The organism is Planktothrix tepida PCC 9214 (genome assembly GCF_900009145.1).
GTDB classification, from domain to species: Bacteria; Cyanobacteriota; Cyanobacteriia; order Cyanobacteriales; family Microcoleaceae; genus Planktothrix; species Planktothrix tepida.
This window is the reverse complement of sequence record NZ_LN889782.1, coordinates 285,059-307,969: the sequence shown is the minus strand read 5'-3', so window position 1 is coordinate 307,969 and position 22,911 is coordinate 285,059. Positions and strand designations below refer to the sequence as shown.

The 22,911-nt window shown below is 36.2% G+C and carries 16 protein-coding genes; 5 read left to right on the top strand and 11 right to left on the bottom strand.

Going from position 1 to position 22,911, the window contains the following annotated elements; all coding sequences use genetic code 11:
• Positions 1-10 precede the first annotated feature (10 nt).
• A complete protein-coding gene (gene blaOXA / locus PL9214_RS04305; protein WP_083579877.1) occupies positions 11-919 on the bottom strand; it encodes a class D beta-lactamase in 909 nt (302 codons plus the stop codon).
• Between the two features lie 305 nt (positions 920-1,224).
• Here blaOXA and dprA point away from each other — a divergent pair, with 305 nt between their 5' ends.
• Positions 1,225-2,361 carry a DNA-processing protein DprA gene (gene dprA / locus PL9214_RS04300; protein WP_072717618.1) on the top strand — a complete coding sequence of 379 codons (1,137 nt, stop codon included), beginning with the start codon at positions 1,225-1,227 and terminating at the stop codon, positions 2,359-2,361.
• Between the two features lie 188 nt (positions 2,362-2,549).
• Positions 2,550-4,403 carry an ABC transporter ATP-binding protein gene (locus PL9214_RS04295; protein WP_072717617.1) on the top strand — a complete coding sequence of 618 codons (1,854 nt, stop codon included), beginning with the start codon at positions 2,550-2,552 and terminating at the stop codon, positions 4,401-4,403.
• Positions 4,404-4,442: 39 nt separating this feature from the next.
• Here PL9214_RS04295 and PL9214_RS04290 read toward each other — a convergent pair whose 3' ends face one another.
• The 5 genes from PL9214_RS04290 to hslO form a co-directional block, all read right to left on the bottom strand.
• Complete coding sequence (locus tag PL9214_RS04290; RefSeq protein WP_072717616.1) at positions 4,443-4,829, bottom strand: hypothetical protein; 387 nt, start codon at positions 4,827-4,829, stop codon at positions 4,443-4,445.
• 160 nt (positions 4,830-4,989) lie between these two features.
• Complete coding sequence (locus PL9214_RS04285) at positions 4,990-5,298, bottom strand: hypothetical protein (protein WP_072717615.1); 309 nt, start codon at positions 5,296-5,298, stop codon at positions 4,990-4,992.
• A gap of 158 nt (positions 5,299-5,456) precedes the next feature.
• The gene (locus PL9214_RS04280; RefSeq protein ID WP_072717614.1) at positions 5,457-5,816 is read right to left on the bottom strand and encodes a late competence development ComFB family protein; all 360 of its coding nucleotides are present in this window, start codon (positions 5,814-5,816) and stop codon (positions 5,457-5,459) included.
• A gap of 682 nt (positions 5,817-6,498) precedes the next feature.
• The gene (locus tag PL9214_RS04275; protein WP_072717613.1) at positions 6,499-8,736 is read right to left on the bottom strand and encodes an AAA family ATPase; all 2,238 of its coding nucleotides are present in this window, start codon (positions 8,734-8,736) and stop codon (positions 6,499-6,501) included.
• A gap of 284 nt (positions 8,737-9,020) precedes the next feature.
• The gene (gene hslO / locus PL9214_RS04270; protein WP_072717612.1) at positions 9,021-9,953 is read right to left on the bottom strand and encodes an Hsp33 family molecular chaperone HslO; all 933 of its coding nucleotides are present in this window, start codon (positions 9,951-9,953) and stop codon (positions 9,021-9,023) included.
• 138 nt (positions 9,954-10,091) lie between these two features.
• On the opposite strand from hslO, the gene PL9214_RS04265 reads away from it, so the two are divergent.
• Positions 10,092-10,475 (top strand): hypothetical protein, encoded by a 384-nt coding sequence (locus PL9214_RS04265; protein ID WP_072717611.1) that lies wholly within the window; start codon positions 10,092-10,094, stop codon positions 10,473-10,475.
• Positions 10,476-10,488: 13 nt separating this feature from the next.
• Here PL9214_RS04265 and PL9214_RS04260 read toward each other — a convergent pair whose 3' ends face one another.
• The 5 genes from PL9214_RS04260 to PL9214_RS04240 form a co-directional block, all read right to left on the bottom strand.
• Positions 10,489-11,259 (bottom strand): sulfite exporter TauE/SafE family protein, encoded by a 771-nt coding sequence (locus tag PL9214_RS04260; protein ID WP_072718647.1) that lies wholly within the window; start codon positions 11,257-11,259, stop codon positions 10,489-10,491.
• A gap of 38 nt (positions 11,260-11,297) precedes the next feature.
• On the bottom strand, positions 11,298-11,969 hold the full coding sequence (locus PL9214_RS04255; RefSeq protein ID WP_072717610.1) for a phage tail protein: 672 nt from the start codon (positions 11,967-11,969) through the stop codon (positions 11,298-11,300).
• A gap of 2 nt (positions 11,970-11,971) precedes the next feature.
• A complete protein-coding gene (locus tag PL9214_RS04250; protein ID WP_072717609.1) occupies positions 11,972-13,132 on the bottom strand; it encodes an AAA family ATPase in 1,161 nt (386 codons plus the stop codon).
• A 106-nt stretch (positions 13,133-13,238) separates the two neighbouring features.
• The gene (locus PL9214_RS04245) at positions 13,239-16,928 is read right to left on the bottom strand and encodes a helicase-related protein (protein ID WP_072717608.1); all 3,690 of its coding nucleotides are present in this window, start codon (positions 16,926-16,928) and stop codon (positions 13,239-13,241) included.
• Positions 16,918-20,046, bottom strand: a complete 3,129-nt coding sequence (locus PL9214_RS04240) for a hypothetical protein (RefSeq protein ID WP_072717607.1) — start codon at positions 20,044-20,046, stop codon at positions 16,918-16,920. The genes PL9214_RS04245 and PL9214_RS04240 overlap by 11 nt, the downstream gene beginning before the upstream one ends.
• A 187-nt stretch (positions 20,047-20,233) precedes the next feature.
• Between PL9214_RS04240 and rlmN the strand changes: the two genes are divergently transcribed.
• Positions 20,234-21,265, top strand: a complete 1,032-nt coding sequence (gene rlmN / locus PL9214_RS04235) for a dual-specificity RNA methyltransferase RlmN (RefSeq protein ID WP_072718646.1) — start codon at positions 20,234-20,236, stop codon at positions 21,263-21,265.
• A 38-nt stretch (positions 21,266-21,303) separates the two neighbouring features.
• A complete protein-coding gene (locus PL9214_RS04230) occupies positions 21,304-22,794 on the top strand; it encodes an FAD-dependent oxidoreductase (protein WP_072717606.1) in 1,491 nt (496 codons plus the stop codon).
• The last annotated feature ends 117 nt before the right edge of the window (positions 22,795-22,911 follow it).

Here is a 22,911-nt window from a genome sequence, read left to right as displayed (position 1 = left end):
GGTAGTAAAATTATTGTAGTGCCAGTGAAAGATCTTGAAGACAACGACGGGTTAGCACCTTACGAGCATCCGCATCTTCTGGCTTGTGAATATCAATATTAGTCGCAAAAAAATAAACATTCTGATTCTGTTCTAAATAACCTACATACCACCCAATATTTGGGGTTCCTTTGCTCTCCCAACCTGTCTTTGCTCGGATGGTATAATCTTGAGTTTTTTCTGCAACCATGATATCTTTTACAAGGGATAGCGATCGCGTAGAAAACGGTAATTCATTGCTGTAGAGACGTCGCAAGAATTGGATTTGCTCTTGAGGGGTAATTCGCAACTCTCCATCCAACCAAAAGTGATCAATATTTTCGGCTTTTCCGATGGTTTTGTTACCGTAGTCTGCTTGAGTTACCCAGTATTTCATTTGTTCATAACCTACACGTCGCGCTAAGATTTGATAAAACCAAACCGCAGAAACTTTGAAGGCTTCTCTCATATTTAGGTCTTGATTCCACCCCGGAATAGAGCGTTGTATTCCATCCCAAGTTAGCACTGTTTTTTCATCTGCAATGACTTTAGTTTCTAGCGCAATCAAGGAATTAAGAATTTTAAACGTAGAAGCAGGCAAAAACGGTGTTTGATTGCGGGTTGGGTTATATTGATAGGAGTGATTGCGATTAGAGTCATAAATAATAATTGAACCCTCAATCCCTAATTCTTTAAAATGACGCTCAAACTTTAATTCTAAATTATCTTTTTGAGTAATATTTTCAGAACTAGAAAGCTTGGTTTTGACCGGGGAAATTGTTGATATAGACTGAGCTTGAGTTGTAGCCAGCAGGACACCACTAAAACTACTCAACCCCAATACAACAGCCGTTATTTTAAGAATTTTTTTAGGGTTTAAAGGGTTTCTATTTAATAACATTATTTTGGACTCGCTATAATAACAAGGAACAGAGGGGAAAAGAAAATAGAATATTAGATTAGTTTAGCATACAATTTTTCCTGCGGTATTATTTTTATATAGCAATCCCAAATAGATTGTAATAATTTAAAACTGATCTGAAACAGCCAGAAGTATTATCCCAGTTAAGCTGTTCCCTTTTGAACCGAAATTTTGGATACAACTCAAATAGGATTGCTATAGGTGAGAGAACGATTGATATTTTTACAAAACCGATTAAAGCGATGTATTCTATTGATAGTTTAAAATAATCTAGGAGTTTAAATATTGTGGAAGAGCGAGGATATTGGTTAGCGTGGTCACAAATTAATGGCATTGGTTCAATTTTAATTCAACGTCTACAACACCATTTTAAAACCTTAGAAATGGCTTGGAAAGCAACGGAGAAGGAGTTAATAGAAGTTGATGGTTTTGGGAAACAAACCGTTGATAAAATTATTCAACAGCGATCGCAATTTAACCCCAAAGAATTCTTAGAACAACATATTGCTAAAAACCCTAATTTTTGGACTCCGGCTGATTCTGACTATCCTCGATTATTATTAGAAATCCCGACATTTCCCCCGGTTTTATATTATAGAGGAATCGTTGAACCCCAGGAAAATCAAGGCATTATCCCAATGATTGCTATTGTTGGAACCCGCACCCCCACAGAATACGGGCGACGCTGGACTCGTCAAATTAGTATGACTTTAGCCCGTCGGGGGTTTACTATTGTTTCAGGGATGGCGGCGGGAATTGATACCGAAGCTCATCGCAGTTGTTTGGAAGTGGGAGGACGAACAATTGCTGCGTTAGGAACTGGAGTTGATATTGTCTATCCCAAAGAAAATCGCCAACTCTGTGAACGGGTGATGAATCAAGGATTATTAATCAGTGAATATCCCTCTGGAACCAAACCTAATCCCCGCCATTTTCCCCAACGAAATCGAATTATTGCGGGGTTAAGTCGAGCAACCTTTGTGATGGAAGCTCCTCAAAAATCGGGGGCTTTAATTACGGCTCATGTTGCTAATGAATTTTGTCGAGATGTGTATGTTTTACCCGGACGTTTAGATGATGAAAATTCTCAAGGATGTTTAAAATTAATTAATGGGGGAGCCAGTATGATTCCTGTTAATTTAGAGGAATTATTAGAGCAATTAGGAGCCATGCCACCTTTAGATGAACCTCAACAATTATCTTTGTTTAGCCTGCAACCTGAACCTGCAAAACCCTTACCCGATTTAGACCCAGAATTAACTCAAGTTTTGCAAGCTTTTTCTTCAGAACCCACTGCTTTTGATCAAATTATTGTTAATCTAAATTTAGAAGCCGGAAGCCTATCCGCAGCCTTATTACAATTAGAATTATTAGGATTAGTAGAACAATTACCGGGGATGAGGTATCGGAGAATTGATTAAAAGAGAAAATGCTTAAATCTTGACTACAGATCATTAATGGGTCAGTAATCAGGTGAGACGGGAGACGCTAGTAAGTTTGATGACCCCTGGATAGCGATCCAGATTGCTTTTCTGTGGGCCATACCGTCTAAAGTTCTTGAGCGTGTTAAACTTTTAGGGAGTGAAATAATGTCCTAATTCAAGTTGGAATGACTACCCTATTTTCCCCCAAAAATACGCCTCAAGAACAGAATTCGCGCGAAACAGACTGGCGGTTACTGATGCGAGTTGCTGAGTATGCAAAACGGAATCAGCGTTTATTAATTCTGTGTTTAGTTTTACTCATTCCTTTATCGGTTTGTGGCGCAGTTCAACCGATTTTAATTGGACAAGCGATTTCTTTAATTCGTCAAGAACCAACAACTTATCCATTCCTCAAGGCAATGCCCTTATCCGATGGATTGAATTTTCTGGCGGTTGTTCTGTTACTAACAATTATCGTCCGATTTTTGCTCCAAGCAATTCAAGGATATTGGGTGCAGAAAGTGGGTCAACAAATGACCACTGATATTCGCAATGATTTATTTGAACACGTTACCTCTTTAGCGGTTAGATTTTTTGATCGCACTCCTGTAGGACGATTAATTACTCGTTTAACCAGTGATGTTGATGCTTTAGGGGATGTATTTTCGACAGGTGCAATTGGGATTATCAGTGATTTATTTTCCATTGTCGTGATTGCAATTTTAATGTTTACGCTGGAATGGAAATTGGCTTTAATTTTAGTTTTAATGATGGTTCCGGTAACGGCACTAATCATTTACTTTCAAAAACAATATCGCCAAGCTAATTATAAATCCAGAGATGAGTTATCTAATCTCAATTCCCAACTGCAAGAAAATATGGTGGGGATTAGCGTTGTCCAACTCTTCCGGCGAGAACGGTATAATTCTGAATTATTTAATGTTACAAATCATCAGTATATTAAAGCCGTTGATCAAACTATTTTTTATGATTCTGCGGTATCGGCAACTTTAGAATGGATTGCCTTAATTGCCATTGCTGTTGTGCTATGGTTTGGCGGTAAGCAAGTTGTGGATAATCAATTGAGTTTTGGAACCTTATCCGCCTTTATTTTATACGCTCAACGATTGTTTGATCCTCTGCGACAATTTGCCGAAAAATTTACGGCTATTCAATCAGGATTTACAGCAATTGAACGGATTAATAATATTCTCAATGAACCGATTGAAATTCGAGATCTCGATCAAATTACTGCCAATCTTTCCGCCTTTAATCCTGACGAGCAAAATTCTGTACAAACCGGGGAAATTCGCTTTGAAAATGTTTGGTTTGCCTATAAAAATGATGATTATGTAATCAAAAATCTCAATTTAACGATTCGTCCTGGGGAAAAAGTTGCCTTAGTGGGGCCAACAGGAGCCGGAAAAAGTTCAATTATTCGGTTATTGTGTCGATTATATGAACCGAGTCAAGGACGAATTTTAGTCGATGGCATTGATATTCGAGAGTTACGTCAAACGGAACTTCGACGCCATATTGGAGTGATTTTACAAGATGGATTTTTATTTGCTGGAGATGTTAAAAGTAATATTACCCTGGGAGAATCCTACAGCTTGGAAAAAATTCAACAAGCAGCAGAAAAAACAAATGTTGCTCAATTTATTGAACAATTACCCCAAGGCTATAATACGGAATTACGAGAACGAGGAACAAATTTATCGAGTGGTCAAAAACAACTATTAGCTTTTGCCCGCGCAGCTATTCGTAACCCCCATATTTTAGTGTTAGATGAAGCTACGGCTAATTTAGATGTGGGAACCGAAGCGTTAATTCAAGAGGCATTAGAACGTTTGTTAATGGGGCGAACTGCGATTATTATTGCTCACCGTCTTTCAACGATTAGAAATGCAGATCGAATTTTAGTGTTAAAACGAGGTCAATTAGTTGAGTCAGGTAGTCATGATGAATTAATTCAGCATAATGGTTTATATGCCAGTTTATACAACTTACAAATGCTAAAAGTACAGGAAAAAAATTAAAATAAAATAGCTTTGGTGGGCTAGGCCCACTCTACTATCCTAAAATCGGATTTTTCGTTGAATTCGATGGGAGGAAATCTCGTGCAGGGTATGAGATAGATGGACGCAGCGTTGATTCCGTGAATCTACTTTTAAGCGCCAGTAAGGAAAAGGAATTGTGTTATTGTTTCTGAAAGTAGGATTAGGCTGATCTAAGTTAGAATTCCAGCAAAGATCAAGGTTTTTTCGATTTTTCTTGGCTTGACGTTCTAAATGAGCAAGGGGAAGAACAATCGGCCAAAAAATAACAGAAAATCCGATCACGACCCAAGACTCAATATGAGTCTTGGGTGTAGATTCATCTTTTAAAAAAATTCGTAGAAACACAACGAAAACGAGAAACGCCACTACTAGATAGTATTGAAATGCCAAGGTGAAAAATAACATAGTGATAAATTGGAGACCAAATAAAATCCGTGCAATCCTGGTGTAGATCTACTCAAAAAATAGAAAAACTCAGGAATTCTTCTCTTAAATCTATCCAATGGAATATCTATGATATTCTTGATAAATTTAGAGAGCAAAAGATCATTTTTTCTGGGTTTTTTCAGAAATAAAGCTCTGATCTATTGTCCGAGGGAATACATAGAAGTCGCAACAACGAAAGTGTCACTGCTTCGGAGATCATTTCTTTCAGGACGTTAGGGGTGGAATAGGGATGTCCCTGGTGTTCTTTTCCAACCCAACGATGCAAGGGAGCTAAAATATTAAGTACATAAGCACTTGCCTTTGTTTTATTGATTGATACAACAATTTCATCCGGTAAACTCTCTAATTGTTGTTCTATTTCTTCAAGTGTTAATTCCTCTAAAGCTTGATACGCTAACGCAGAAGATTCAGGGTAAAAGACATTCATAGGGGTAAACTTCAGCATTCAATATAGGTTTGAAAGTCAACCAAATTTTGGAAGAGTTTCCCCATCATCCAACTCAAAACATGACAGTAGGAATCCCTATCAAGCACCCTTCTCATCTAATTCTCAATCCTTATAGAACCGATTAGTTTTCCATTAACTTAACTATTTTCTGACAACAATTGCAAGTTTTGCCAAGCTGATTGGGGATAAATTCTTAAGGGTTCAGAAAACACTTTAGCTTTTCGCTGAGAAACTTTGACACTTAATTTAACCATCCGATAAATAAACCCTTTCATTGATTTTCGAGCTTGTTGCTGTTGCCATTCATATCCCTCTTCTGTAGAAGCGTATAGAGGTGGTAGACGATTGAGTGCATAGGTTAACACGTCTATATGATTAATGGATTGAACCAGTTCTGGTGGTAAATTGCGAAATTGGCGTTCAATTTCTTCAAGGACTAATTCTTCCATGGCATTTCGGCAACCGAATACTGGCTCATCCTGTTGAATAGTTTTCATGGAATTAAAATCCTCCTTTAGGAATAAATTGGGTAAAAATTAAGAGACAATTTTACAGTTTGAAGCCAGAAACACATTTGACATCAACGCAAATAAAGCTCGTTCTCAATTCAGATTCCACGTTCTGTCTTGATCAGTTTTAATGTTGGAGTGAGTAACTCCTCAATTTCATGTATGTCTACACCTGTTTTACTTATGCAGTATTGAGACTGATCCTAAATGGAACCGCATCCCCAAAATCCCCTTCTATAATGTAGTTTAGGATACAAGATATACTGAGTACCTTGGAGGTCAAAGTTGCCTTGATTCCTTAATGTTCTACTTCATATTCTTAACGAGGAATTCCGCATTATTGTTCCTGATTTTCAGCCTAAAATTTTTCTGAGATCTATTGCACCCTGCAACATTTAAACTCCTAATTCGCTTTGTAGAAAAAGCTCAATGACCCTGATCTGTGATATTAGTAAAACAGTCTAAATCATAATTGTGAAGTTTTCGGGAAGATCGGATAATACGATTAACTTGGAGGTGTTTTTTTCCTTTGATCCGCTTATTCACTCCTCTTTCTGAAAGGGGTTTCCTGTTCTCAGTAGGTCGGTTCAATTCAATAGAATATTGAATGTTAACTCTTGAAGATTGACGGCTAACTGAAACCCTATTCCCTATTCCCTAGCTCTATAACTTAAATCCCTGTTGCTGGGGTTGTGAGCGGTTTATTTAACTCAATGGGAGGAGGTTCATTGGGTGCGTCTTGGGGAGGTAGGTTCGGTTCGGGGGACGGTTGTACCTCTTCAATGGGGGGGGGTACTTCTTCAACGGGGGGCTGTACTTCTTCAACGGGGGGTTGATATTCTGGTTGAGGAGTCGGAGGATTTAACCATTGTTGCCAATCTTGAATTTGAGCTTGAGCTTGGGAATAAGTGCTAGTTCCAGGGGGAATTTTCTTTAAAATCCCTATGGCTCCAGGGACATCATAAGTGGATTGATCTAAGCCGAGTTGTAATAAACTTTGGCTCCATTGATTAATGAGTTGATTGACCTGTGAGCGTAATCGACTGGAATTCGAGACTTTATTCGCCATATTAATAGCGGCTACATAGGAATCCGGGGTTCCCGGTGCTGCTAGGGTTTCTGAATTTTGAAGATTTTCGAGATCTCGGAGTTGGGTTTTCCATTGGCGAATTTTGTTATTAGCAGTGCTGTATAACACAATACCAGAGGAGATTTGTTGGGCTTGGGCAATGGCCTCTGCATAATTGCCTTCGGCGGCTAACTGTTCTGCTCGGTCTAAAATGGGTTGATATTCTAATCGTTGACTGCGATCTCTCCATTCCGCAATATGATTTTGGGCATTATCATATAAAGCGCGTCCTCGACCGATTTTTTGAGCTTGGACGATGGCTTGTTTGAGAGAATCCGTATCCCCAAAACTGGCTAATTGTTCGGCCATGTCTAATAATGGTTTATCTTCAATTTCCTCAATGCGACGTGTCCAACTCACCATTTCAGTTTTAGCTTCCTGTCCACGGGGGTTAGAAGCGGGAATGGTTTGAACTTGGGCAATGGCCGCTCTGAGATCGTTCACGCCTCCAGGTTGAGCTAATTGTCTGGCCCGTTCTAAGGTGGCAACATCTGCAATTGATCCTTGCCAATTGCTAATATACTCCTGGGCTTTTTGATAAAGGGGGCGATCTCGACCGATTTTTTGGGCTTGGGCGATCGCATCTTTTAAACCAGCAACGGTATCTAATAAAGCGGGAACATTAGCTTTAGCTAAAACAACAAAATCTTTAACATTTTCTTGTAAATTGGCACTACTGGGAATTTTATTGGCAATATTAATTGCTTCTTGCCAATTGCCATTTTTTAGGGTTTCTTCCGCCAACGCCATAATTTTATTGCTGATAGTGGTAATTTCTTTTTGTCCAGCATCTTTTAAATAACTCTCTGGGGAAAGCTGATCAATTAACTTGGCGGCTGCCAGTAAATTGTCAACACTGCCCTGTGCAATTAAACTTCTAGCTTTCGCTAATTTTTGGCTATCTTCGCGGGTAATTGCAATCCGATCTGTGAGTTCTTGATATTTATTTGTCCCCCAATAATTATTCCCCAAATTCAATAATAATGTTGCTTCTTTAAACGCCAAATTCAACTTTTCTTGGCGCATTAAATCCTCAGTTTCCTCATAAACTTTTTCCGCTTCGTCCCAAATCGAATTCCATTGGTCAATTCGTTTAGACACTTGAGCAGCTGCCGGGGTATGTTCAGGGGTTTTTTCTGCGGCTGCAATGGCTTCTGAGAGTTGACCCGCTTGGAACATCTCCTCAGCCAAATCCAAAATATCCATTGACCATTTTTCAATTTGGCGATTAATTTCGGGACGCAGAGGATGATCTTCCGGTAAACTATTGACTAAATCAATTGCAACTAATAAATCGGCAACGGTTTGTTTATTAGCAGCAGATTCTGCACAATATAACCGCAGGGAAGCGGAGGCTACAGGCCAGAAAATTTTAGGACAATTGGGTAAAGCGGGTAAACGGAACAATAGACCTACAGCTAAAACCCCAATTCCACCGGGAACTAAAATCAACAACGCTAAGATTAGAGGAACTAAGTTAACCGGAATGGTTCTGGGGAAAACAAAACGTTTTCGTTTTTCCGGTTCCTGGGAAGATGAGGTTGGTGGGGGTTGATAAAGAACAATCTGGTTGGCTGTTCTGGGTAGTGGAGCAGAATTCGGGACTTCAGTGGAAGTTGGGGGTTGGGTCTTCGTCACCTCCAAGTTCGTGCAAAGTTCCTTGAGCCATTCTGCACGACTTTTCCGAACCAACGAACGAATGGGAATTTGGGGAGAATTCCCGGTATCAGTCGTTTTAGGGGATTGACTTTGACTTTGTTGTTCTTGATTTTCACTCATCACAATTAACCCAAACAGCTTGAAGCAGACTAAGGTTCTAACCCCATTCAATGGCAGGGGGGACACAAGGGGGTTCTTCGGTGTTATACCATTGTCGATGCTTAAACAGCAAGGGGAGATGGGCAGGGGGATGAGGGGATGAGGGGACAAGGNGGGGAGAGGGGGAGACAGGGGAGAGGGTTAGCTTTTGTAAAGACGTGGCTGGTTAATTTCAGACCGTAGGCTCCAAGTACATCTAACCCCTGAAACTGGTAACTGATAACTGATAACTGATAACTGATAACTTAAAATAAAATTGAATTTTTTCGCACTTCTTGAGGCTCAGGTTTCATTTGTAAATCTTCAATCAGTTGGGCGAGATGGTCAGATGTTGCTTGGTACATTTCCCCACAAAATTCACATTTTGCTTCTGCACCATTGTCTTTTTCAATCATATCTTGGAGTTCTTCAGTTCCAAACATTTTTAAGGCTCCTAATGCCCGTTCAAAGGAACAATTACAATCAAATCGAACCAGTTGAGATTCCGGTAAAATAACTAATCCCATATCTCCTAATAGTTCTTGGAAAATATCGGGTAAGGTTTTATGGGCTCTTAACAAAGGAGTAAACCCCGATAAGCTTTGTACACGGGATTCTAATTTAGCCACCAATTCTTCATCGATAGCCGCTTTCGGTAAGATTTGTAATAATAATCCTCCCGCAGCTTGCACTCCTTCTTTATCAACAAATACCCCTAAGACTAAAGCCGACGGAGTTTGTTCAGAGGTTGCTAAATAATGGGTAATATCATCGCCAATTTCACCCGAAATTAATTCAACGGTGCTAGTGTAAGGATAGCCGTAACCCACATCTCGCACCACTCGCACATAGCCCTGATGACCCACCGCGCCACCGACATCTAATTTTCCAATGGAATTAGGAGGAAGCTCCACCTCTGGATTATCCACATACCCCCGTACTGTTCCATTTAACCCCGCATCTACCAAGATTCCCCCCAAGGGGCCATCGCCTTTGATGCGGATGTTGACTCTGGATTCTGCCCGTTTCATATTCGATGCTAACAGTAATCCAGCAGCCATGGTTCGCCCTAACGCTGCTGTTGCGACATAAGACAGGTTATGCCGTTGTCTTGCTTCTTCCGTCAAACGGGTGGTAATGATGCCGACTGCCCGAATTCCCCCATCTGCGGCTGTTGCCCGAATTAGTTGATCTGCCATGTTTACAGTTTTTAACAATTTGTACCTGCTCCCATTTTAATTTTTTCTGGGGTCAGGGTGGGGATTGGATGTCGGATGTCAGTGGAGGATGATTTTGGTAAAATGAATCATACCGTTATTTAAACTGGTGAAATTGTTATGCTCGGTACGTTTCAACACAGTAGTCTCCGTATTGAAGTCAATGCCAAAGAAACTGATATTCGAGACAGTTTAATGCGTCCGAGTCAGTTGCAAAAATGGTTATGGCCTCAACAATTTAATTCTGGACTTCCTGAACAATTTCAACCGGGATTAACCTTTACCAGTTCCCTCGGCCCGGTTACGATTCAACATTATGTTGATGTCGCCCAACCCAATTGTTTAAGGCTATTATTGAGTCGAGGAATTGATGGGTTTCATGAATGGTATTGGGGGGAAGGTTGGGTACAATCTCGTTTAGAAGGAATTTCTCTATTACCCTTAAATTTAGGTCAAACGATGAATTTAATGCGGTTACGGGAATTTTTAACCCATAAAAACTAACCGTTAACGGTGTTTAGGAAAGAGCCGAAAAAAAGGTTTTAAGGGCCAACCCTAAAACGGTTACCATAAACAGTCGTTTAATCCAAAGATTACTCATATTAAGGGCAATTTTTGCCCCTAATATTCCTCCCATAAACATTGTTAAACTGAGGACAATTCCCAAGGGATAATTAACAATTCCGTGGGCGGTAAAAATTAAAGTAGCCACTAAGGATGAAAAGATATTAATTACTTTTGTCGTCGCCACTGCTTCAATAAAGGTTTGATGAAATAGCATGACATAACTCGCCGTTAGTAGGGTGACATAACCCCCACTAAAAAAGCCTCCATAAATTCCTAATAAAAATGTCCCTAAATATCCTAAGTTTTCTGATAACTTTGAAGCAGGTTCTGGATGAGGTTTAATTCCGGTTTCGGGATTTAAAAATACAAAAATTGCGATCGCCACCATCAACAAAGAAATGATCAACGATAGGGTATTTTTAGAAATCGTAAAAACTAGAAAAGCTCCTAAAATTGAACCTAATATCGTTAAAAGAATCAAACTCGGTAAACGCTGAGTATTCAGTTTTTTCTCTTTGATAAAGGGGATAGTTCCCCCTAAACTTAGAAAGGTTAATGCTAACATATTAGTAGCGATCGCAATGTCGGGTTCTATTCCCATTTGTAGCATTACAGGGACAGTAATTAAAGACGTACAACCTGTGACTACACTAATAATTCCGGTCAAGAAAAAGACTAAAATTAGAATGGATAAAGGAAAGAAAGTGAGTAAATTCTCCATTTTATCAAAATTATTTGATATAATCAGAATCCCAGTAATCATTCATCAAATTCTATCACGATATTTCTAGTTTCAATGTCTTGGATAAAAATCTTTAAACTTGGATTATTGGGATAATTATTAACCAAAATTTTATGTTCTCTGTATTTTTTAGAAATGGTTTTATAATATTCAAGATTTTTATCATTCTTATCAATTGTAAATTTTTCTGTCTTATTAATAGCTCTATTTAACGTATCTAAACAACCTGTTATTTTCTGCTTCCGATTATCCCTATAGTAAAGAGGAAGTAACCAACATTCAGTAGAATGAACAGCTATAGCAAAAATAATTCTATCATAATATTCCCTATAAAAATCTTCCCCTATTAAACTCTTGAATTTTTCTTTGACTTTTTCTATTAATTGTTCTGGACTCAATTCTCCATTTTTATCACGATAAGAAATACCCTCATATCCGTCTAAAACATCAGTATCAATTTGAATAATCACATAGTCCAAATATTGAAAAGCTTTTTTTAAATCTTCGGACTGACAATATTTAATAACCAGTGTCCAACCTCCATGATCTGATTTATTATCATTATCCTTATCTCTTTCAGGTTGGAGAGGATTAACAATTAAATCATTTGTGTCAAAATACCCACTTAAAATATTTTCAATCACAATCTGATCTGTAATTCCTTCAGTAACTAATCCAAAAGTAGTCATAACTAAAAATTTTTAGGTAGTCCCCCAATATAACCGCGTAAAAATGCTTCTGATAATCTCACAGGTTCCTGTCCCTCCAGAGGTTTTGGAGGTGAAATCCTTGTTGCTTTAGTATAACCTAATCGATTACGGTAAATTACAAAAAGTCTTTGTTCATCATCATCCAAATTTAATCCATCTAAAATACCAGGATTATGAGTGGTAAAAATAACTTGTCGATCAGATTTTTTTGCTAACTGTACTAATTCTTGAACCAATCTACGTCCCAATCTGGGGTTTAGGGAAACATCTATATTATCAACTGCAAAAAATTTAGGGGTATTATCACTGATAAATAGAGAAAAATAGAAGAGTAAAAATAAAAATCCTTCATTAGAACTATTTTGATCAAAGTATTTTTGTTTTCCTAAAAAGTATCGATCAGTTATTTTAATATTTTTTTGATTCAGCAATAATTCATCAGGGATCTCGAAATCTTTAAACCAATCTATAAGCTGCATTTTTTGTTTTATTTCTTTAATTTTATCTTGATTTTTATCCGAACTTAAAACTGTTAGTAGTTTAAATAGTCCTTCTCCATGAATTCCCAAAGGTTGAATTTGACCTTCTTCTTTAAAAATTTGTAAACTCGAGTTCTCTGGAGAAAAAATCAAAAATTTTTTTAAAGTTAAATTATCAGGATTTTTCATGATATGCTCTTTTACCTGTTGTTTAACATAATCTGATTTTGATAGACTTGGTGGAGAAATACCGTCCTTTTCAAGAAATTGATAAAATAACGTGCTGATCATCTCAAGTTTAGGGATTTCCTCTGAAATTTCCGAAATCTTACTAACCCAACTAGAGTAGGGTTTCCCATCATGTTGTAAATTATAGGTAATAATCTTATCGTTTTGAAACTGGAAAGATGTTTCAATTTCTGGGTTAAGATCATCAGAATTAAAAGCGGATCGCATGAATTGAGGTTCCGTTATTCTAATTCCTCTGGATGCTAAAAACTCATGATCGAGTTTATCACTTGCTGCTGCTGAACTTAACGCGATCGCTTCCAAAATATTCGTTTTTCCACAACCATTTTCACCAATCAAAAGCGTTACCCTTCCCAGTTGAAGTTTTAACTGTTCAATGGATTTAAAATTTTTGATAGTAATTTCTTGGATCATGACAATCTTCCAATCTCAGATTTAAAGAGTTTGTAGAGAATTAATTGTTAGCATCCTTTAGAGAAAGTTTAGTTTTTAATCATTATATCATAACTTTTGAAGATTGTTAATCACTTTGAGACAGAATTAAGTTTAAAATATTCATTTCCTTAGAGTGAAACAGTTGATTTTCGTTAAACAAATTTTTACCGAGTTTATCCATTGAGTTTGTATTAAACACAACATAAGGAATATTTTGATAATTAGCATCAATGGGTAAGATATTATCCGCAGAAGCGAGAGAATAAACCCAGTGTCTTAGAATTTCCTGAAAGGTGGGAGGTAACAACTTGTGATGACTTAAAAAATATTCCTCTAATTCAGGAAAGGTTAAAAAAGTTTGAATGGGAAACGCATAATAGCGATCGCAACTTTTAGAAGTTTGCATAACTTGTTGTGATCGCCCTTTAACCTCTATTAAATTATAAGCTAATTCCAAAGCAAAAGGAACAAGTGTCTTGATTTGTTTCGGGGAATTTCCCTTTATTAAACCCCACAATTGTTGAATAAAATTGCTATTTCCTAAAGCAAAAATCCGAGATAAATCAATATAATTAATTTCCCTAACCGTTTTTTCCGATAACGGAATAATCAATAAACTTCCTCGCACATAAGTTTTTTCTAAGGGGGGAAGATCCAAAAATTGATCTAAACTTTTTTCCAATTTAGATAAAATTTCCGATCCCAAAGATAAATAAGATACTTCCTGTTGAGTTTTAGAGGTGACAGGAGAACGATAAATTTCTATTTTTTGGGCGGATAATAAATTTAATAACCCTTGGGAAATCTCCTTTAAGCGTTGATCTTGACGATGCTTTTTAGATTCTTTTACAACTTCCTGATATAAAGTTACCATTGAACCCAAAAAACTATCCCCTCCTTGTTTAACCCACTTTCCTCCAATGGGAATCATCACATAATGTTGAAATCCAATTTGACCCGATCCCACAATTCTAGTCATAATTGATGCTTTTAAAATAATCAGAATATTCAACGCACTTAAACAGGATTCTTGTAAAGAAATTTTAGCTAATTCCTGAGATTCTGCTGGAGATAAAGGGTGATCATCTTGATCAACTTTAGGGGTAAAATAGATGGCTTTATCCGATAGATAAAACTTAATGAATTTTTCCCCTTGATCTAAACTTCCCCCACGACCTCTATAGATCACTTGAATAATTTCCATTAAATTTTGTTCAATTTGAAACCCTGGAATTTCCACTAAAATAAATCGTGTATTCGGGAAGGATAAACCGCGAGATGCGGAAGCAGTCATAAAAATAACCTTAACGCTATCCTTGAATTGTTGAATCTTGGCGATTTCCTCCTCAGAAAGACTCGCATGGATTTCTAAGTAATCTTTTTCGACTTCAAATTGAGCAATTTCTTTTATAATTATATCAATGAGTTTTTTAAGTTTTTCCTTATTTTGAATATAAACAATAATTTGACCTTTATTTTGATTTAATCGTTGCAAAATATCACTTTTAATGATATCGATCATTGGGTTAATTAACGTTGAATCATCTTCGTTATTTTCTAGGTCACTGACTGAGTGAATCAAAACCTGATAATCTATTGTTAGTTGAGAAGCGGGATAGGAATTTGCATTAATTAAAGTTGCTGAATATTGATTTAAAAAATTAAAGTTATCGATCCATAAACACTGTTCTTTGGTAGGGGAAACCTGTCGGACAAAAATTTTATCTCCTTGGACATTTTGATCGGATAAATGACTTTCAACCACATCCTTTAAGGTTAAAGAAGCATCCGCAGTAATCACTTTGATATTAAACCCATAGTCAGGATTTAATAAGTCATATTCCTTAATAAAATTTATAATTCCATGTAAAAAAGCCACCCCTTCCGATGATCCGGTAATTTCATCAATCATAATAAAAATATTTTTTAACCGTTGTGATAGCAGTTTAACTTTTTCAGGAATGACACGACGGGTAGAAGAATTATAAACACTGCTAAAAATTCGTTTTAAATGTTTTAAGGTATTTCCTGACCGGGTTTCTTTTAACGCTTGAATTGATGCGGTCGCAATGATATTATTTGGAAATTGATCGGGATGAATTAAACAAGTATGAATGGCTTCAGATAAACTCGCTAAAACGCCTGCTTGATTTCGCGGTGTTATTTCTAATAGCTGTTCAGAAATTTGATCAATTCTCTGAGAATAATTTAAACGATAGTCTCGTTCTAAATGAGCATTTAAAAATTCAACTTTTCCGCGTTTGAAATCTTCCGATAATTGATTATAATCATATTCAACCGCACAACCGCCTTTTTGTTCCTTTAAAATCATCGCATTGGTATTTAAACAAATAATGTTATCCTTTAATTGATGGGTGATAGGATCGCAAAATTTTTCCACAATATCCCGATTTACTTGAATCCGAGGACTGACATAAAATAATAGAGTTCCGTCTTCTAAATGGTTTAAAATATAATTAGCAACAGCAGTAGTTTTACCAATTCCGGGATTTCCTGTGAGGAATAGATAAGAGATTGTCGGGTCAGAAAGCGATCGCTGAATTAACGCCGCATGAGCATCTCTTAACGATAAGTTAGATTGAGTTAAATTAAGCGATCGTTGTAACAAATTAGAAATCTGATCGGCGGTATTAAAAAAATCTGATTCCGCCACATTTAACACTTCTTGATGATGAATGGCTGTAATCACATTAGGTTTTGCTTGAAGGATTTTATCAACAAATTCACCTCCATTTTTAAAGCTTCTGGCGGCGTTACTCTGAATCACCTTTAACACCTTTTTGCGGTTTTCTTTGATTTCTGAATTTCCTTTATTTTGATAAATTTTATGACAGATTTTTAAAATATTTAAGGATTCTTTACCTGGTTTTTCATCCGTATTTAAAGAAATTCCATTAATCAGGCGATCGCTATATCCAAAACAGTTAAATTTGACCGGATCATCCGATTTTAAATACTGTTCGTCTAAGAGAAACTGATAAAAACTCCAAGCATAACTACAAGCTTGAATGACTTTCACAGCTTCTTTATCCTTCGTCGCAAAAGCAGAAAAATAGCGTTCTAGTTTTTGAGAATAAACCTTGTAATTTTTGGGCGATCCCGTATCAATTTCTAATCCACAAAACCGAGATTTAGATCGAATATAGTTTAACTCTTGTTTTAAGAGATCTTTGAGGGTCTCAATATTTTTAATATTTTGAATGGAATAAATAGCGGAAGTCGTAAACGTGGACAAATCTACCACTAAAATTCGATATTCATCAAAACAACGTGTTAATAATAAGGTATCGGCTTTTAAAAATTCCCCGGTCTGTTTATATCGAGAAATATCAACATTTTTAAACCCTTGAGTTTCTAAAATTTCTCGATAAGCATCGGCTTCACTTTTTTCAATCAGATTAAAGCAGTTATTATTATAAAAATCACATTGAAAATAGAGAATCTCGATTTCTTGCGAATATCTCCATCCCGTTGCTTCTCGATATTCTCGAATAAAACTGACTCCTGATGTCCAACCTTTTTGTAAAAACAGTTTCACCCAAATCGCAATTGTATTTCGATCCGCTTGATCCAAAATACAATTTTCATTTGCAAGTTTTTGACTGATTTGATATAAATATAATTGGCTGAGGGGAGTTCGATAAATATCCCTGTAGGATTGTTTGAATTGAGTTTGCTTAAAATAAGTTAAAATTCCCAGATTAAACCCAATTTCAAAGACTCGACCTAATTCTATTCCTAATTTAGGACTCATAAATTGCACTCCTGACATGGGTTAAAAATGCTAAAGCATTAAATTTAATATTTTTCTCTGAGTAAGCAAACGTCGAAATTGTTCCAATTCCTTGATCTCCAATGAGTTGATCATAAGGGTTTAGTTTTAAAATAATATTATTCTTTTGGAGTTCATAACTTTTTTCATAGCGGGAAAAATGAAACAACAGAATATAGTTTAAAATTGTTTGTTGTAGAGGAGATTCTGAGTCTAATAACCCTGAGATAATATCTTTTGTATGAGCATCATCATAAATATTTAACAAAGTGCTATAACAAACAACACTATTAAAAAACGATTTTTTGGGATCAATTGTTACTCCTGTAAATAAATTTAAAAATACTTTTGTTCTTTGACTAGGATCATTTGACAATTTCTTCAATTCTTCAACATCAGGAATATAGAAAGAGTCTACATTTTTGTCTTTCAAATTTAAGGCGGGGTAGGTATCCATAAACACAGGATACAGTTTAATTTCTGGTTTATCTTTTTTGAGATATTGAATCACGGTTTCCGACATAAAAAATAAAGAATCGGGATCAGTTTCTGATTGAATTAAGCCTAAACGTCTACTATAGGGTGCTTTCGCAATATATAAAAAGTGTCGATATCCTTGTTGTTCATACAATGTTGTGATCGCATCCCGAATCACGCTGGGTTTTTGATACAATTCTTCATGCTTTTGATTATCAGAAAAGGTTCTAAAGTTATTAATTTGAATCACATCGTCGGTATTCGGATCTTTTTCAATTAAAACAATCTCACCATAAATATTAGAAATCCGATGGGTTTGATCGGGTTCATTCCAAATTGAATCACTCAACCAACTGGAAACAATAATAATTGCTAATTTATCCAATTGAGGTTTGAAATCACTTTTAAATTTAAACCGTTTGGGAAGCAGAGAATAAAGGGAAGATAAGGCATTTTTGACTCGAAAGTCAAAACCTTCAGTATCAGCAACATTTAATCCTTGATCATTAGCTAAACAATCTCGTCGTAAAATATGAGTTAAAGATCGAGTTAGACTATTTAAGTATTTTTCATCTTCGCTATTATCTTCTAGGGATTTTAGGTGAAATCGGAAAATGGGAATAAATAAATTTTCATCTTTGAGGGTATTTTGACAAATATTAATACACAAGTAAGTTAATAAACTAAATACTTGACGGTAGATTCTGGCTGCGGGAGATTGAATATTGTTAAAGATAGTTTCTTTCAGTTCTTTAATGTTGTAATAAACAGCAATAATTTTTTGATTTTTGAAATGGTTTTCATAGATATGATGAGCTTTAAACTTTTCTCCAGCTTGGGGATTTTCTTGAGCTTTAAAAGGTCGAATAGGATAAAATACCACAGGTAACGCTTGAATTTCATCTATATTATATCTAAGGGCGAATTGTTGTTTTTCCGCCAAGGTAAAATAACGAATATCATTAAAATTGAACGTTACTTCTAGGGAAGCTAAGGAGTTTTCACTAAGTTGATTCTCTTGAACTTCTAAATAGGCTAATGCTTCTCTAGCAGATGCTTTTGAACGAATAGGATCAGTATTTTCTAAATTAATTACAAAAAAGTTTTGATCATTAATAATATCCGTGGCTTTAGATTGTAATAAGTCTCGATGTAGACGCAACTTAACAGTTTTAGGGGAATAGGTAAGAACGCTTTTTTGTTTCAGTAAACTCTGTAAAAATATTTTTAATCGATTCAATTTTTGGCTGACGTTCCAAGACGAATTAGCGATTTTAGTTTTAATTGTTAACAAAAGATCGTTGATATCTTCCTTTGTTGAAGTATGAGATTGAAAAATTCTTAAAACGTTCTGTTCAAATGCAGAAATCGGGTTATAATCCTCATCGGGTATTTCTCCGGTTTCATCAACAGCAAAAATCAGATAATAAAGACAAGCAGTTCTTAAGACTCTGCTTTTAAAACTTTTTGCTTTTCCCGTATTTTGTAAGGTTTCTTGATGTCGAGGACTGGTGGGATCAATTTCTGTGATATGATAATCTAAGGAAGATTGTTCCTGATAAGCATTAACCGCACCATTCAGTTTTAAACGCACGCCTAAATTAAATTCTTTAAAATTATCATTGTTGCGATTATAACTTTCACCGATGACTCCTTCGTAATTAGGAATAATCGGTAAAATATCAAAAGCATCCGCTTGGGAAAAAGCTGTTCTTAAATTAACAGTTTCTCCCAAATAAGTGACTTCATAATGAGCATTATCTAAATCAGGATTATTAATATATTCAATGACAATTTTTAAACGGTTAATCAAAGCTTGTAAAAAATTTAATTCAGGAGACTCTGAACCTGAATGAGTGCTTTTCCATCCTTGCTTTAAGTATTCTAAATAATCGATTTTTAGATCTCGCAGCAGACGAGGTAATGCTTCGGTATCAATAATACTTTTGAGTTTAAATAAACTGGAGTTGGGTCGAGTTGATAATTCATTTAGTAACGCATTGAGTTCCTGTCTGTCCCTGGAGTTATCCTCAGTAATCGTTTCAATATAACGTTTAATATTTTCTGATAAATGTTGCTCAAAATTTCCTAAACCTGTAAACCGCACATTCAAATGATGCGCTTTAATAATTGAATCACCACCGGGACTACGATTCGCTGTAAAACTATTTTCTATGATTAACCGTTGGGAATTAAAAGAGTAGTTTCTTTTCAAAGGATATTGAAAAGGAAGGGAAGCTTTATCGCTATCAAATTCAGTAATATTTTGACAAATATTTCGGATAATTTCTTGAGGAGCTTGATTTTTACAGACTTGGTTTAACCGTTGTTTTAATAAAGTGTGAATTTCTTTGATTTTAGCATAAAAATGACTATCTGATTTAAAATTAACTGTAGCCGCCCGAATTCCTGGGGTTTGAGTTAAAGGATTGAGGTTTTGGTTTTGAGTCGCTAATTTATATGCTAGACGATACGCATCAATTAGAAGACGATTTTGATCGGGAGAAAGTTGAAAAATGGGAAAATTATTCTTGAGTTCTTGGAGAATTAAATCCAATAACGGAATATAATCTAATTGAGCTAGGGGATCGGAGTTTTCTTTAAGAGTGTGTTGATCGCTCATTCTCAAAATCTGTCATCATTATAAAATCCCTATCTATACTACAATCTCTTGTGGTAACTGTAAAGTCTAAATTAACAGAAAAATTATTAACAAATTAGATATAATATAGAATAGAGGTTAATCGCTTAACCAACCCTTTCTTTTTGGGTTGATTAATTTTCTCCCCTACCTTTTATTATTAACGGTTATGATTACTGTAAACTCGACATTAACTCCCCTATTAGGGTCATCTTTAGAACAACTCACCGACTGGGTACAACAACAGGGACAACCCGCCTATCGGGGTAAGCAATTATATGATTGGATTTATCAGAAAGGGGCGAAATCTTTAGGGGAAATTACCGTATTTCCGAAACAATGGCGCGAGACCGTTGGTAATGTTGAGATTGGTCGATCTAATATTCATTATAAAGCGATCGCTCCCGATAAAACCATTAAATATTTATTAAAATTAGCCGATGGTCAAATTATTGAAACTGTAGGAATTCCCACCGAAAAACGCTTAACAGTTTGTGTGTCTTCCCAAGTCGGTTGTCCGATGGCGTGCGATTTTTGTGCGACGGGAAAAGGCGGTTTTACTCGCAATTTAGAAGCTTATGAAATTATTGATCAAGTGTTAACCGTCCAGGAAGATTTTCAACGGCGAGTCAGTCATATTGTGTTTATGGGAATGGGAGAACCGTTATTAAATATTAATAATGTCGTTGCGGCGATTAAATCCCTCAATCAAGATGTGGGAATTGGACAACGAATGATGACGGTTTCTACGGTGGGTTTACGAGGAAAAATTCGAGAATTAGCAGAATATGATTTACAAGTCACATTAGCCGTTAGTTTACACGCTTCCTATCAAAATATTCGAGAACAATTAATCCCCAGCGCCAAAACCTATCCTCTATCTCAATTATTTGTTGAATGTCGAGACTATGTAAAATTAACCGGAAGAAGAATCAGTTTTGAATATATTTTGTTAGCGGGATTAAATGATTTACCCGAACACGCTATTGAATTAGCGAGTCAATTAAGAGGGTTTCAAAGTCATGTTAATTTAATTCCCTATAACCCGATTCAAGAAGTTGACTATAAACGACCGGATACCCAACGCATTCATGAGTTTATGGATATCCTTAAACAGCGTAATATAGCGGTGAGTGTGCGTTATTCCAGAGGATTAGAGGCGGATGCAGCTTGTGGACAATTACGCGCTTCTAAGGTTTAAAATTATTCTTGTTGAATTACATTAATTAGAGGGAAAAAATGGTAAATTTTACTAAAATTTATGATGTTTTAATTGTCGGCGCTGGGCCAGTTGGATTAGCAACAGCACTGGGTTTGCGTCAACGAGGAATTCACAATATTTTAGTCATTGATCAAACTCATAATTTTCGTCCGGTGGGTCAAGTTTTAGATATTCTTCCTAATGGTTTAAAAGCCTTAAATTGTATTCAAGCTCAAGCTTATGAAGCCATAGCAGCAGCCGGAATAAGGTTTTCGCCTGCGAATTTTAGTCCCAATAATCAGCCTAAAATTTCGCCAGAATGGGTACAAAAAAATACCAACGGAGAACGGATTTCAGCAATTCCCTTAAGTTTTGAACATTGGTTTAATCTCTATGGAGAAGGTCGAGTTTCTATGGCTTGGTATGAGTTACAAACCTGTTTAAGAAACTTGCTTCCTGAAAATCTAGTTAAAGTCAATCATCGTTGTGTTAATGTAGTAGATGAGCCAGAATTAGGCTGTGTTAGAATAAATAGTATTTGTGATCGAAAAATCGAAGCCAATCCCTATGCTCATTGGGAAAAAGAACAGCCTCAAAATCATCTTAGTTCTGAAGATTTAGAACCGTTAAACCCATCCTGTCAACTCCAATCATTTCGAGCAAAAATTGTGATAGCTGCGGATGGAATTAACTCTAGGATTCGTCAAGTTTTATATGAGAATACACCCTACCAACCTGTCGCTAAACCTGAATATTCTGGGTTTTCGGCGATTGGATGTACACACATCACTGACATTCCCCCATCCTTAAGAACAGAACTAGAAGAAACCTTTTTTTCTGATTGTCGAATTGTTACCGTAATTCAGGATAAAATTACTCCAAATTGTCAGAGTTTAGACAAACCTAGAATGATTTTGCTCAATAGACCAACGGGTGAAATCGGCTATCTTCTCCATGCTGCTTTACCTTTAGATACTCTGGAAAAAAGTTCAGGAAATTCATTAATTAATTTAGCCATAACCGATTTAAAAAAAGCCAATTTCCCCGATAGTCTTCAAAAGTTAGTGAGTTTATCTTCCCTGAAAACCCTATACAAACGTCCCTATTATATTCATCGAGTTACAATTTCTAATCAACCCAAATTTCCCTCATCTGCTCATCTTTATGTTCCTGATTCTGATGTAGAAATACAACCTTTTTGGAGTCAAGGACGAGTCGTATTAGTTGGGGATGCGATTCATGGAATGCCGCCTTTTGCGGCTCAAGGCGTTAATCAGGGATTTGAAGATGCTTTAGTAATTGTTACTTTACTTGAGCAATTAGCTAAAAATAATCATTGGAATCATTCTGATAAAATCACACAATGTTTTCAAACCTACGAAGAATTTCGCCGTCCTTTTATGGCTAAAATTCAACAAGCAACCTTAGAACGATTGGAATGGTCAGAAACACAATTATTGGAATATAACCAAGCGGTTTATGGAAGAAATTTTCAGGATATTATTCAACAGCTTAAAGCATCAGGTTAGAAACCTGGTTTCTTAGGTCTTGTGCGTAAGTCTTGACTCTGTTGCCATGAATAACTTTATTAAGATTTTATACGGAATCTTAATAAATAATATGAATTTGTTTTCTCATGTCCATCT

Coding starts and splice junctions, on each gene's coding strand:
- blaOXA (WP_083579877.1), bottom strand. CDS start 919: ATGTTATTAAATAGAAACCCTTTAAACCCTAAAAAAATTCTTAAAATA.
- PL9214_RS04295 (WP_072717617.1), top strand. CDS start 2,550: ATGACTACCCTATTTTCCCCCAAAAATACGCCTCAAGAACAGAATTCG.
- PL9214_RS04290 (WP_072717616.1), bottom strand. CDS start 4,829: ATGTTATTTTTCACCTTGGCATTTCAATACTATCTAGTAGTGGCGTTT.
- PL9214_RS04285 (WP_072717615.1), bottom strand. CDS start 5,298: ATGAATGTCTTTTACCCTGAATCTTCTGCGTTAGCGTATCAAGCTTTA.
- PL9214_RS04280 (WP_072717614.1), bottom strand. CDS start 5,816: ATGAAAACTATTCAACAGGATGAGCCAGTATTCGGTTGCCGAAATGCC.
- PL9214_RS04275 (WP_072717613.1), bottom strand. CDS start 8,736: ATGAGTGAAAATCAAGAACAACAAAGTCAAAGTCAATCCCCTAAAACG.
- hslO (WP_072717612.1), bottom strand. CDS start 9,953: ATGGCAGATCAACTAATTCGGGCAACAGCCGCAGATGGGGGAATTCGG.
- PL9214_RS04265 (WP_072717611.1), top strand. CDS start 10,092: ATGCTCGGTACGTTTCAACACAGTAGTCTCCGTATTGAAGTCAATGCC.
- PL9214_RS04260 (WP_072718647.1), bottom strand. CDS start 11,259: ATGGAGAATTTACTCACTTTCTTTCCTTTATCCATTCTAATTTTAGTC.
- PL9214_RS04255 (WP_072717610.1), bottom strand. CDS start 11,969: ATGACTACTTTTGGATTAGTTACTGAAGGAATTACAGATCAGATTGTG.
- PL9214_RS04250 (WP_072717609.1), bottom strand. CDS start 13,132: ATGATCCAAGAAATTACTATCAAAAATTTTAAATCCATTGAACAGTTA.
- PL9214_RS04245 (WP_072717608.1), bottom strand. CDS start 16,928: ATGAGTCCTAAATTAGGAATAGAATTAGGTCGAGTCTTTGAAATTGGG.
- PL9214_RS04240 (WP_072717607.1), bottom strand. CDS start 20,046: ATGAGCGATCAACACACTCTTAAAGAAAACTCCGATCCCCTAGCTCAA.
- rlmN (WP_072718646.1), top strand. CDS start 20,234: ATGATTACTGTAAACTCGACATTAACTCCCCTATTAGGGTCATCTTTA.
- PL9214_RS04230 (WP_072717606.1), top strand. CDS start 21,304: ATGGTAAATTTTACTAAAATTTATGATGTTTTAATTGTCGGCGCTGGG.